10 protein-coding genes are annotated in these 12,953 nt (G+C 61.0%); 5 read left to right on the top strand and 5 right to left on the bottom strand.

What is annotated here, in order from left to right; all coding sequences use genetic code 11:
* Complete coding sequence (locus ACCD02_RS05680; RefSeq protein ID WP_413299271.1) at positions 1 to 735, bottom strand: substrate-binding periplasmic protein; 735 nt, start codon at positions 733 to 735, stop codon at positions 1 to 3.
* A gap of 218 nt (positions 736 to 953) precedes the next feature.
* Between ACCD02_RS05680 and ACCD02_RS05675 the strand changes: the two genes are divergently transcribed.
* Positions 954 to 1,613, top strand: a complete 660-nt coding sequence (locus tag ACCD02_RS05675; protein ID WP_413299269.1) for a DNA-3-methyladenine glycosylase I — start codon at positions 954 to 956, stop codon at positions 1,611 to 1,613.
* 162 nt (positions 1,614 to 1,775) lie between these two features.
* On the opposite strand, the gene ACCD02_RS05670 is transcribed toward ACCD02_RS05675, so the two are convergent.
* Genes ACCD02_RS05670 through lexA form a run of 4 tightly spaced genes read right to left on the bottom strand, consistent with a single transcriptional unit; the run spans position 1,776 to position 7,549 of the window.
* Positions 1,776 to 4,880: an error-prone DNA polymerase gene (locus ACCD02_RS05670; protein ID WP_413299267.1), complete on the bottom strand. Its 3,105-nt coding sequence runs from the start codon at positions 4,878 to 4,880 to the stop codon at positions 1,776 to 1,778.
* Entirely contained in the window at positions 4,877 to 6,307 is a 1,431-nt protein-coding gene (locus tag ACCD02_RS05665; protein WP_413299265.1) for a Y-family DNA polymerase, read from the bottom strand. The genes ACCD02_RS05670 and ACCD02_RS05665 overlap by 4 nt, the downstream gene beginning before the upstream one ends.
* Positions 6,308 to 6,314: 7 nt before the next feature.
* Entirely contained in the window at positions 6,315 to 6,932 is a 618-nt protein-coding gene (gene imuA, locus ACCD02_RS05660; protein ID WP_413299607.1) for a translesion DNA synthesis-associated protein ImuA, read from the bottom strand.
* Entirely contained in the window at positions 6,932 to 7,549 is a 618-nt protein-coding gene (gene lexA / locus ACCD02_RS05655; protein WP_413299263.1) for a transcriptional repressor LexA, read from the bottom strand. Before lexA ends, imuA begins: the two co-directional genes overlap by 1 nt.
* Positions 7,550 to 7,861: 312 nt before the next feature.
* Here lexA and ACCD02_RS05650 point away from each other — a divergent pair, with 312 nt between their 5' ends.
* From ACCD02_RS05650 to ACCD02_RS05635, 4 genes are all read left to right on the top strand, one after another.
* On the top strand, positions 7,862 to 9,487 hold the full coding sequence (locus ACCD02_RS05650) for an NADP-dependent glyceraldehyde-3-phosphate dehydrogenase (protein ID WP_413299261.1): 1,626 nt from the start codon (positions 7,862 to 7,864) through the stop codon (positions 9,485 to 9,487).
* A gap of 193 nt (positions 9,488 to 9,680) precedes the next feature.
* Positions 9,681 to 10,265: a biliverdin-producing heme oxygenase gene (locus ACCD02_RS05645; RefSeq protein ID WP_413299259.1), complete on the top strand. Its 585-nt coding sequence runs from the start codon at positions 9,681 to 9,683 to the stop codon at positions 10,263 to 10,265.
* A gap of 136 nt (positions 10,266 to 10,401) precedes the next feature.
* Complete coding sequence (locus tag ACCD02_RS05640; RefSeq protein WP_413299257.1) at positions 10,402 to 11,286, top strand: DMT family transporter; 885 nt, start codon at positions 10,402 to 10,404, stop codon at positions 11,284 to 11,286.
* Between the two features lie 159 nt (positions 11,287 to 11,445).
* Positions 11,446 to 12,879 (top strand): NAD-dependent succinate-semialdehyde dehydrogenase, encoded by a 1,434-nt coding sequence (locus tag ACCD02_RS05635; RefSeq protein WP_413299255.1) that lies wholly within the window; start codon positions 11,446 to 11,448, stop codon positions 12,877 to 12,879.
* Positions 12,880 to 12,953: the final 74 nt, after the last annotated feature.

Here is a 12,953-nt window from a genome sequence, read left to right as displayed (position 1 = left end):
TCATTGCGGTTCACTGAGGTACCGCGCCTGGATACGGGCGATGCTGCCGTCGGCGCGCAGGGCATCCATGGCATGGCGCAATGCTTCTACCAGCGTCGTATCGCAGCGTTTCGAGCAGACCAGAAACATATCGGTGATCGCCATCTCCGGGCTGATGAGCAGTGGTTTGGCATTGCTGCGTCCCCAGTCGTACTTGCCTTCCGGTACCACGGTGAACCAGGCGTCGATACGACCCAGTTCCAGCAGTTTTATCGGCGTATCACCCAGTTTGAGCGGGTAGATCTGGCTGGGGCTGAAGCCATGTCGCAGCAGGATCTCTTCCTGAGCCGTGCCGACGCCAACACCGATGCGTTTGTAGAGCATGCGCGCCTGCTCGAAGTCTTGCACCGGTTCGGTAAAGCTGAAAAAAGCCCGGGGCAGGGGCATCACCGAGGCGACCCAGGTGTAGTGGTCTTCCCGGTCAGGGGTGCGGGAAAAAGGCGTGAACAGCAGGTTTTCTTCTTCACGCAACCGTGATGTGACACGAAGCACGGGATCGGACTTTATCGTCACCCGGTAACCGGCCTTGTCCAAGGCCTCCAGGGCGATATCGCCGAACAACCCATGCCGCGCGGAATTGGACGAAGTCGCCAGCGGCATGGCCTCGGGCAGGTAAATCACGGCAGCGGGCTGATCAGCCAATACAGTCACGCTGAACAACCCCAACAGCAGATGGACGGTACACAACCGCATCATTGAACTCCGGGTGAGGCGGGCGACGCACGAGTAAAGCCTGGTAGGCAGTGTAGCGGTATAACTACAGACCCGCAGGAGCTGCCGAACGCTGACATCCCGGCCTTTGGCAGCTGCTGCGGCATCTCATTCAACATCACGAAATTGAGTTGTACGTGATGGGATAAGCCTTGGCGCCGAAGTAGACTCCCGGCTTCTCCAGTGTTTGGAAGCATTGCCCCATGACCGACGATCAGCCGATAAAAACCAATAGGCCCGCTGAACGAGTCGCCAGAATAAGACCCATTCACCCGGTAACCGGCGACGATGGTCTGGTTCGACCGCCATGGGCAGCGACTGATTTACTGCTCAAGCACTACTACGACACCGAGTGGGGCATGCCCATTCACGATGAGCGCGGGTTGTTCGAACGCTTGAGTCTGGAAGCCTTTCAGTCAGGGCTGTCTTGGCTGACCATCCTGCGCAAGCGCGAAGCTTTCAGGGCCGCATTTGCGCAATTCGACCCGGACAAGGTCGCCGCTTTCGATCAGGACGATATCGCCCGGCTTATGAATGATGTCGGCATCATCCGCAACCGCGCCAAGATTCTCGCGACCATCAATAACGCCAGGGCCACGATCAAGCTCAGGGAGGATGGCGGGCTGGCTGATTTCATCTGGTCCTTCAAACCCCTGGTCACCCCGACGCCCCGGACCATAGAGGACGTACCGACCACTTCAGCCGAATCCCTGGCCATGAGCAAGGCGCTGCGCAAGCGCGGTTTCAGCTTTGTCGGGCCGACGACGATGTTTGCCTTGATGGAGGCGATTGGCATGGTTGATACGCATTTGCTGGACAGTTATCGGCGGGGGAGTTCGGGGATCTGGGGGCGTGTGGATTAGATCTATTGCAGGACTGGCTTTAGCCGGGAGGGCTTTAGCACTATCGCGATTTAAGCTCGGGCCAGTAGGAGCTGCCGAAGGCAGCGATAGCGATGCGACAGATAGATCCATTCGCAGCCTTCCGCAGCTCTTACAAAAACATCGCATTTCAATCTGACTGCATCACTTGAAATCCCGACTGCGCACATCCAGCCCCGTCAGCAATGGCGTCAGATCAAACAGGCGCTGGGCAATCACATGGCGCACGCCTTTTTGAAATTCGAACTTGCCGAACACCTGCAGCAATTGCGAGCCGACCAGGACTTTGCGTTGGCGCTCGGCCAGGTCGCGCCAGACCACGACGTTGATGGTGCCGTGTTCGTCTTCCAGGGTGACGAAGGTCACGCCGCTTGCGGTGCCGGGGCGTTGGCGGCCGACGACCAGGCCGGCGACACTGAAGTTGCGGCCGTGCTCTTCGTCGAGCAGGTCTTTGGAACTGCGAAAGCGCTTGGCCGCCAGGCTGTTGCGCAGCAGGGCCAAGGGGTGGGGGCCGAGAGTGGTGCCGAGGGTGTCGTAGTCGGCCTTGAGGTCCTGGGCCACGCTGGGCAGAGGCAGGACGACTTGTGCTTCGGCGCCGAAGCAGTCATCGCCGAACAGTGGCCGTTGGACTTCGACCCCGGCAATTTCCCAACGGGCGCGATGGCGATGGCCGACCAGCCCGCGCAGGGCACCTGAGTCCGCCAGCAGGGCCCGGGCGCGATTGTCCAGATCGGCGCGCACGCACAGGTCGGTCACATCCCTGAACTCGTGTTGTTGACGCACCTGTTCGATACGTCGGCCATCGTCTTCGGCAAGTCCGCGAATCATGCGCAGGCCCATGCGGATCGCCAGGTTCTGTGTGTATTCGCGATTTTCCAGAGGTTCCAGGGAACAGTCCCAGTCGCTGTAGCGCACGTCCACCGGACGCACTTCGATATGATGGCGGCGGGCGTCCTGCAAGAGTTGGTCGGGACTGTAGAAGCCCATGGGCCAGCTGTTGATCAGAGCACAGGTGAAGGCTGCCGGTTCATGGCATTTGAGCCAGCAGCTGGCGTAAGTCAACAGGGCAAAACTGGCGGCGTGGGATTCGGGGAAGCCGTAGCTGCCGAAGCCTTTTATCTGTTCGAAGATGCGATGGATGAAATCCTCGGGGTAATCGTTGGCGCGCATGCGGGTAGCCAGGCGTTCCTTGTGCGGATCAAGGCCGCCGTGGCGCTTCCAGGCAGCCATGGCGCGGCGTAATTCATCGGCTTCACCCGGAGTGTAATCGGCGGCGATGATTGCCACCTCCATCACCTGTTCCTGAAACAGCGGCACGCCCAGAGTACGCTCGAACACGCCCTTCAGCCTGGGAGGATAGGTGATCTGCTCTTCGCCATTTCGACGACGCAGGTACGGATGCACCATATCGCCCTGAATAGGACCCGGACGGACGATGGCAACTTCGATGACCAGATCGTAAAACGTCTGTGGCTTAAGACGCGGCAGCATGGACATCTGCGCCCGTGACTCGATCTGGAATACCCCTACGGTGTCGGCCCGGCTGATCATGTCGTAGGTCGGTTTGTCCTCTGCAGGGATGTTGGCAATGGTCAGGTCATAACCGCGATAACGGGTCACCAGTTCGAAAGTGCGACGCAGCGCACTCAGCATGCCCAGGGCCAGAATATCGACCTTGAGCAGGCCAACCAGATCGAGGTCGTCCTTGTCCCACTGAATGATGGTGCGTTCTGCCATCGCGGCGTTTTCCACCGGTACCAGGGTTTCCAGCGGATGCTCGGAGATTACGAAGCCACCGGGGTGCTGGGACAGATGGCGGGGGAAGCCGATCAGTTCACCGGTAAGAGTCAAAACCCGACGCAGTACCGGGCTGTCCGGTTCAAAGCCGCTCTCGCGCAAGCGATCTGCTGGCGGGATATTGTCATTCCAGCGTCCGCAGCAGTCTGCCAGAGCGTTGATCTGGTCGGGGGGCAAACCCAGAACCCGGGCCACGTCACGAATCGCACCAGCGCCGTGGTAGGTGCTGGCTACGGCTGTAAGGGCTGCCCGACCCCGACCATAACGGCGAAATACATATTGCAGGACTTCTTCGCGACGATCGTGCTCGAAATCCACGTCTATGTCCGGCGGCTCGTTGCGTTCTACGGAGAGAAAACGCTCGAACAGCATTCGGGACTTTTCTGCCGCAGGATTCAGTTCGGTAATGCCCAGGGCGAAGCACACTGCCGAGTTGGCCGCCGAGCCGCGACCCTGGCAAAGAATGCCGCGCTCGCGGGCAAACCTGACGATGTCATGCACAGTGAGAAAGTAACTTTCGTACTCTAACTCCGAGATGATGTTCAGCTCTTTTTCCAGCGCTTTGCGGGCAACCTCCGGGACACCTTTCGGCCAACGGATACGCGCACCTTCCTCGGTCAGATGCCTCAGCCAACTGGCTGGAGTCTGCTCGGCGGGCACCAGTTCATGGGGATATTCGTACTTCAACTGATCAAGGCTGAAGGTGCAGCGCCGGGCAATGTTCAGGGTTTCGTCGAGCAGGTGCGCCGGGTAGATCCCGGCCAATGCATCGAGGGAGCGCAGGTGGCGCTCGCCATTGGCGAACAGGCGATGCCCGGCTTCGGCCACGGTGGTGTGATGGCGAATGGCGGTCATGGTGTCTTGCAGAGCGCGGCGGCCCCGGGCGTGCATATGCACGTCGCCACTGGCCACTGCCGGAATGGCCAGGGACCGTGCCAGGGCCAGCAGGGTGCTCAGGCGCTGACGGTCATCTGGCCCACAGTGTAGTTCAACACCTAGCCACAAGGTCTGTGGAAAAATCCCGCGCAGCCAATCGCCCTGTTCCTGGCGTGTATCGGCGTCCTGATCAAGGTCGGCAATCCACAAGGCCAGCAGGCCTGCAAGCGGCCCCTGAAAATCTTCGCGCAACAGCCGGTATTCGCCTTTTTTGCTGCGACGTCGGCCCTGGGTGATCAGGCGGCAGAGTGCCTGGTAACCGGCAAGATCCTCTACCAACAGCACCACTTTCGGGCCCAGCTCGATGCTGATTTCGCTGCCGATAATCAGATGCAGTTCGCTGGCCTTCGCCGCCTGCCAGGCCCGGACGATCCCGGCCAGTGTGCATTCGTCGGTGATTGCCAGGGCGCTATAACCATGCAGCTTGGCCCGTTCGAACAGCTCTGCGGCACTGGACGCGCCGCGCTGAAAGCTGAAGTTGGACAGACAGTGCAGCTCAGCGTAATTGCAGTTCATGCGAACCAGCCATGCAGCAACAGGTCGCTGTTATCACCGACCCGGCGATAAGCCCAGCCGCGCTGGCCAGTGCGGGTTTCGACGAGAAAGTAGTCCCGGCGCACATCGCCGCCATCCCACCAGCCGGACTCGATCCGCTCGGGCCCGGCCAGCACCCGCACACTGGCCTGTGCCAGGGGTTCAGGCTCGGGCAGCAGCCAGCCGGGGCGCGGCATTGAATCAATCACAGGGGCAGGCTTGCTTGCCGAGCAGCTTCGCCAGGCGCATTCCGGACGATGATCCGCCTGAAAGCTCAAGCCACTGACGGCCTCGTCGCCCAGCTTGGCGCGCAGCCTCTCGCGCAGTTGTTCCCAGGGCATGTTCTGTTGCGGCCGGTCATCGAAAAGCTCGCGGTGGGAGGGCACAAAGGCGGGCAGGTCCCTGGCTTGCAGGCGCAGGGCCCTTACCGGTGACGGCACTACCACCTGTTCCAGGCGGCCACGGGCCAGTTCGAAGAGCATGTTGGCTTCCCGTTCGGCACTGAGCAGGCCGACCGGGATCAGGGTGTCCGGCGCCACGCTGCCGACACTGGGTACGTGTTCCAGATGAATGACAAAGCGTTGCACGCCGCTGTCGCGCCCGCCGAGGAACACTGCCAGGTCGGCAATCATGCGTTTGAGTGGAAACAGCAAAGCCTGATGGGATTCGACGTCGAAATTCAGCTCCAGGCGGGTGTCGAAATGGTCCGGCGGCACATAGCATTGCAGCGCCACGGGCCTGCGCCCGAGCAGGGTGTCCAGATGTTGCAGGACATGGGCTGGAAAGCGCCGGGCCAGGGTGTCACGGGGCAGGGCCAGGACCTGGCGCAAGCGATGAAGACCCATGCGGGCGAGTGCCGTGGCGACTTCCTGAGGCAGGCCGATGCGGTTGACCGGCATCTGATCCAGCAGCCCTTGCAACTGGTCAGTGCAGGTGACGGCCAGGCCATCATGAACGTTGGCCAGCATCCGCGCCGCAACCGGGTTGGGGGCCATCACTATCCGGTGGCTGAAACCCAGGGCGCTCAGTTCCTCGCGCAAGCGGGCTTCGAACACCGGCCAGGGGCCGAACAGACCCAGACTCGACTCGACCTCCATCAACAGCACCCGTGGGTATTTGAGGCTGACCTGGGAGCTGAAGCGATAGGCCCAGGCGGCGAGCAGGCGATGCCAGTGTTCGGTGTGTGCCGGGTCATATTCGACGGTGGCGAACCCGCGAGTCATGGCGTGGGCAGCGGTCAATGACTGACCGGGGCGCAGACCCAGTTCCCGGGCGGTGCTATTGACCGTCTGCAGGACCCGTCGCTGGGCCGTGCCGCTGATCAGGGCCAGGGGTTCATCGGGGTTGGCGCGACGACGCATGACGCCGTCCAGCGCCAGTTGCGGCAGCAGGACACAGGCCCAGAGCATAGGTACCTCAGGCGTCAGTGGTGAAGGGAATCGGCGAGGAGGGTGGCAGACCGCCGCGACACTTGAGCACCCGCAACTGGCTGGGGCGCGCATCGATGGCAATGCGCAGCGCCGCCGGAGACGGGTTGGCCGCCGCCAGTTGGCCGCGACAGGCAAAGGCCAGGGTTTCTCCGGTTTCCGCCGCCACTTGCAGGCGGCGCAGAGCGCGATCATCGACCTTGCGCGGCCAGCACAAGACGGCGCCGCAACTGCCGGAACGCAGGCATTGCTCGACGGCCCAGAGGGCATCGCGCTCATTGGCAGAAATGACCGATAACTGGCGCAGATCCACGCCAGCCGCCTGCCAGGCCTGGGCATAAGGCACATAGGGCGGCGCCACCAGAACGATACGCTCGCCGCGGTCGGCCAGCCGCGCCAGGGTCGGCCATAACAGGCGCAGTTCGCCGCTACCGTCAGCGGCCAGAAGAAGTTCCGAGAGCGCCGCCGGCGGCCAGCCGCCCATGGGCAAAGCGGCGTCGAGCAAGGCGTGGCCGGTCGGTTGCGCGGCAACTGGCTGGACCTGCTGGCGACCTTTCCAGACCCGACGCTCGTCCAGCAGCGCGTCGAGGCTGACTACCGCGCCCATCATTCCCGACGTACCAGGCCGCAGAACACACCTTCGATGGCGAAGTCCTGATCGGGGCGCACGACAATCGGCTGATAGGCCGGGTTGCGCGGCAGCAGGCGCAGGCCGTCACGACCACGCTCCAGACGCTTGATGGTGACTTCGCCATCGAGCCTGGCAACGACGATCTGCCCGTCCCGGGCTTCTGCGCTTTGCTGGATGCCGACCAGATCGCCATCAAAAATGCCGTCCTCGATCATCGAATCGCCCTTGACCCGTAGCAGGTAGTCGGGGAGGCGCAGGAAGGTGCGGCTGTCCAGGGTGAAGGTGTCGTGGATGTCGATATCCGGGCCGATCGGCGCACCGGCAGCGACCCGGCCCAGTACCGGAACTTGCAGCAGCTCGGCACGTGGCCCGTTGGCCACCAGGCGAATGCCCCTGGCTTGATTGGCCGTGACTTCGATAAAACCGGCTTCGGTCAGCGCCACCACATGCTTGCGCGCCACGCTGCGCGAGGCAAAGCCGAAGGCGTCGCAGATTTCCGCGAGGCTCGGGGGCTGGCCGTTTTGTGCAATGCGGTCGCGGATGAACGTCAGGATCGCGGCGCGTTTGGGGGGTAAAGTCGTCATGGAGTACATTTGTACTCTTTTCGTTTAAACCTGGCTAGGGCCTCTGGTCGATAGGGAATATTTCATGGCAACCAGGCTGGAATGCGGTTTTGTAGGATCCGCCTTGGTGGCGATCGAGTGCGAAGCGCTCGCAAAAGCAGTGTTGGCTGACACGACGCCATCGCCAGCAAGCCGGCTCCCACGGGATCTCATTCCACTTCGAAGATATGATCAGAGCCCTATATTCATTGGGCGACAGCGCTGTCTCATGACATCTGCCAAACAGAGGCGTAGTGTCTTGTCCAAGCTTTTGGGCAAAAGACTCATGAAGGAGGTCAAGCAATGAACCCGGATAGTCGACTCGCAACGCTGTTCCCGACCCTGGAACAGATCCCTGAACAGTACCGGCCCGGCGTTGCCATCGAGCAGCGTGAGTATCTGGTTGATGGTGCCTTGCAGCTGTGGGCCGGGCCGTTGGCGCCGGTGCGCAGTCCGGTGTACCTGCAAGGCGCACAAGGGCATGAATCTGTGATTCTGGGCAGTACGCCGCTGATGGATGGGCAAACCGCCATGACCGCCCTGGACGCCGCCGTTCGCGCTTACGATCGCGGGCAGGGCGCCTGGCCAACCATGCGTGTGGTCGAGCGCATTCAGCATGTCGAGGCGTTTCTCAAGCGTATGCGCGAGCAGCGCGAGGCGGTAGTCAAGCTGCTGATGTGGGAGATCGGCAAGAACCTCAAGGACTCGGAAAAAGAGTTCGACCGCACCTGCGACTATATCGTCGACACCATCAATGCCCTCAAGGAACTGGACCGTCGCTCCAGCCGCTTCGAGCTGGAGCAGGACACCCTGGGCCAGATTCGTCGGGTGCCATTGGGCGTGACTCTGTGCATGGGGCCGTATAACTACCCGTTGAACGAAACCTTCACCACCCTGATTCCGGCCCTGATCATGGGCAATACCGTAGTGTTCAAGCCGGCCAAGTTCGGCGTGCTGCTGATTCGTCCGTTGCTTGAGGCGTTCCGCGACAGCTTCCCGGCCGGGGTGATCAACGTCATCTACGGCAGCGGCCGCGAGACCGTCAGCCCGCTGATGGCCAGTGGCAAGATCGATGTCTTTGCCTTTATCGGCACCAACAAGGCCGCCAGTGACCTGAAAAAACTGCATCCCAAGCCGCACCGCTTGCGTGCCGCCCTGGGCCTGGATGCGAAGAATCCGGGGATCGTGCTGCCCGATGCCGACCTGGACAACGCGGTCAGCGAGTCCATCACAGGTTCGCTGTCGTTCAACGGACAGCGTTGTACAGCCCTGAAAATCCTCTTTGTCCATGAGGACGTGGTGGACAGCTTCCTGGCCAGGTTCGAGCAGAAACTGGCACAACTGAAACCCGGCATGCCTTGGGAATCAGGCGTGTCTCTGACACCACTGCCGGAGCCGGGCAAACCTGATTATCTGCAAGGTCTGGTGGCTGATGCGATAGAGAAGGGCGCCCGCGTAGTCAATGCCGGTGGTGGCGAGGTCAATGAGTCGTTCTTCTACCCGGCGGTGCTGTACCCGGTGACCGCAGACATGCGCGTCTATCACGAAGAGCAGTTCGGTCCAGTGGTGCCGGTGGTGGCTTACAAGAACGTGGACGATGTCATCGAGTACGTGCTTGATTCGGACTTCGGCCAGCAATTGAGTCTGTTCGGCAAGGATCCGGCCCAGGTCGGTCGCCTGGTGGATGCCTTCGCCAATCAGGTGGGGCGGATCAATATCAACGCCCAATGCCAGCGCGGTCCTGATCAGTTTCCATTCAATGGTCGCAAGAACTCGGCTGAAGGTACGCTCTCGGTGCACGACGCCTTGCGCGTGTTCTCGATCCGTACCCTGGTGGCGACCAAGTTCCAGGAGAGCAACAAGGCGCTGGTCAGCGATATCATCCGCAATCGCGATTCCAGCTTCCTGACAACAGACTACATCTTCTGATGGTTTTTCCACGGTAATAGCGGGGGAGCTTCGGCTCCCTCGTTCACTTATGTCCTACGACGCCTTGTCGATTCTCCTTCGTGCTGTCATGTTTTAACGTCTTTGCTGAACTGTCGCGCCCTTGCGATACTCGAAGCCACATCACGCTTGAGTACACTTGATCTTGCTCGAAGAATCTCTCCCCAGGCCGTCCGTGTCTCCCGTATTGAAGGATCTGCGCGAGGCCACCGGCGATAGCCATCGTGCCCTGGAAGCGCGCCTGCCCTTTATGTCTGCGAATCTGAATGAGGCTCTGTACCGGCGCCTGATCCAGGCCTACTACGGTTTTTACCAGCCGCTGGAACAACGTCTGGAAGCTGCCGACCTGCTGGAGCCAGAGCGACGCAAGGCGCCGGCGCTATTGCGGGACTTGCAGGCCATGGGCATCGATAGTCATGCCCTTGAACGCTGCCAGTATCTGCCGGACGTGAGCGACCCCTGGCACTTGCTCGGCGTCATGTACGTCATTGAAGGTGCGACATTGGGTGGGCAGGTGCTGCGCCGGGTAATCGGTGAGCGTCTGGGAATCGGTGCCGACAGTGGCGGGGCGTTTCTCGACGTCTATGGCCCGGCCACCGGTACGTTATGGAAGGCTTTTCTCAAGCGTCTCTGGGAGGCCGAGACAGACGCCCAGCGCCAGCAGGTAGTGGCAGGCGCCCACAGCACGTTTCTGTGTTTTCAGCGCTGGCTGGAGCAGGCCGGGGTTCTGGCTGGCCTGGCCGAGATGGCCGATGCGTGAAAAAAACAGCTGAATGGATCCAGCTTTGTTTGGAGATGTGTCGACCTGTCCGATATTCTCTTGGTATTCCATCATTCATTGGCATTCACCCGCTTGATCGCTTGAGTGCCGCTGTTTTTTCCGGCAAGGACACCTAATGAGCACCCCCAGCACGCCGTTATCCGGCGTCAATCAGCCACTCAAGGGCATTGCGCTCCTGCTCCTGGCGACCTTCCTGTTTTCCAGCCATGACACGCTGTCCAAGTATCTGTCCGGGTTCTATCCGATTTTCATGGTGGTCTGGGTCCGCTATGTGGTGCATACGGTGCTGATGGCCTGCATCTTCATGCCGTCGGCGGGCTTGCGCGTGCTGCGTACCAAACGTCCCGGCCTGCAAGCCCTGCGTGCGGGCTGTTTGTTGGGCACCAGCCTGTTCTTCACCACAGGCCTGATGTACATCCCCATGGCCGAAGCCACGGCCATCAACTTTCTTGCGCCACTGTTGATTACGGCATTGTCGGTGCCGCTGCTGGGCGAGAAGGTCACGCGCAAGCAATGGGCCGCCGTGCTCGTCGGTTTCTCCGGGGTGTTGATCATCGTCCATCCCGGCGGCGAACTGTTCACCCCGGCCAGCCTGCTGCCGTTGTGTTCGGCGTTGTGCTTTGCGTTCTACCAGTTGCTGACGCGCATGCTCAGTACCTATGACAGTCCGACCACCAGTAACTTCTTTGCCGGGCTGTTCAACAGTCTGGTCATGAGTGCGCTGGTGCCGTTCTTCTGGCAGACCCCGGAACTGAAGCATTTGCCGTTCATGCTGGCCCTGGGCACCTTCGGCATGGTCGCGCACCTGTTGCTGACCCAGGCCTTTCGCTTTGCCGCCCCGGCCATGCTGGCCCCGTTCAGTTATTGCCAGATCGTTTTTGCCGGGTTGCTCGGCTACATCGTCTTTGATCATGCGCCGTCCTTGCTGGCGCAATTGGGCATTACCGTCATCTGCCTGAGCGGGCTGGCGGCGGCCTGGCAGCAGCGGATCAAGAGTTGAGTGCAGGGCAGTGGTTATTGAATGTCAGATGACATGAAATATTTACCCTGCCTGCTTGAAAGCTGTGATGAATCACCCAATATGGGCATATACCACTAATTTTCCCGGCTGCTACTGAGCTTCCATTTCCGGTCCGCCAAGGGCCTCTGGAGAATCGCTATGTATCCTGATGTTCAGCTGTTCATTGATGGTCAATGGCGCGCCAGCCGTGACGGTCGCACTCTCGACGTAGTCAACCCGGCCACCGGCGAGACCCTCGGCACCGTTGCTCACGCCGGTATCCCGGACCTCGATGACGCCCTGGCCGCTGCCGAGCGCGGTTTCGCCACCTGGCGTGCCACTCCGGCGTACGAGCGTTACAAGATCATGCAGAAGGCTGCCAACCTGCTGCGCGAGCGTATCGACACCGTTGCCAGGATCATGACCCAGGAGCAGGGCAAGCCATTGGCCGAAGCCCGCACTGAAGTGATGTCGGCCGCCGACATCATCGACTGGCTGGCCGAAGAGGGCCGTCGCAGCTATGGCCGCCTGGTGCCTTCGCGCAATCCGCTGGTCGAGCAGAAGGTGATCAAGGAGCCGGTTGGTCCGGTCGCCGCCTTTACGCCGTGGAACTTCCCTATCAACCAGGTGGTGCGCAAGCTGTCCTCGGCCCTGGCCGCCGGTTGCTCGATCATCATCAAGGCCCCGGAAGAAACCCCGGCATCGCCTGCCGAACTGATCCGCGCCTTTGCCGATGCCGGCGTACCCGCTGGCGTGATTGCCCTGGTATATGGCTCGCCTGCGGAAATTTCCAGCTACCTGATCCCGCATCCGGTGATCCGCAAAATTACCTTCACCGGCTCGACGCCAGTGGGCAAGCAACTGGCCGCCCTGGCGGGTCAACACATGAAGCGCGCGACCATGGAACTGGGCGGGCATGCCCCGGCCCTGGTGTTCGACGATGCCGATATCGATCTGGCCGCCCGCACCCTGGCGGCGTCCAAGTTCCGTAACGCCGGTCAGGTTTGTGTCTCGCCGACGCGGATTCTGGTCCAGCGCGGCGTGTTCGATGCCTTCGTCGAGAAGTTCGTCGGCCTGACCCAGGAAGTGAAGGTCGGTAATGGCCTCGAGTCCGGTACCACCATGGGGCCGGTAGCCAATGCCCGGCGGATTCCTGCGCTGACCGCGCTGGTCAAGAACGCGGTTGATGCCGGTGCCACACTGCATACCGGCGGCAAGGCCATCGATGGCCCCGGCTACTTCTTCGCTCCAACGGTGCTCAGTGGCTTGACCACTGAAATGCACATCATGAGTGACGAGCCTTTCGGTCCGGTGGCGCTGCTGGTGCCGTTCGACACCGTGGAAGAGGCGGTCAAGGAATCCAATCGCGTCCCATTCGGTCTGGCTTCCTACGCCTTCACCACCTCAATGAAGACCGCGCAGATCCTCAGCAACGGCATTGAAGCCGGCATGCTGTCGATCAACCACTTGGGCATCGGTTTGCCGGAAGTGCCGTTTGGCGGGATCAAGGATTCGGGTTATGGCTCTGAAGGCGGTACCGAGGCTATCGAGGCGTATCTGAATACCAAGTTGGTGACCCAGATGAATCTGTAATCTCAGCAGATGCATGTGTGGGATCGGCTTTAGCCGGGAAGATAATATCAAGGCCGAGGATGTGTTCCGATGTC

The sequence above is a fragment of the Pseudomonas sp. Pseusp88 genome, assembly GCF_047303955.1.
GTDB lineage: Bacteria > Pseudomonadota > Gammaproteobacteria > Pseudomonadales > Pseudomonadaceae > Aquipseudomonas.
Note: the sequence above shows the minus strand (reverse complement) of the source record. Positions and strands in the feature narration are given on the sequence as shown.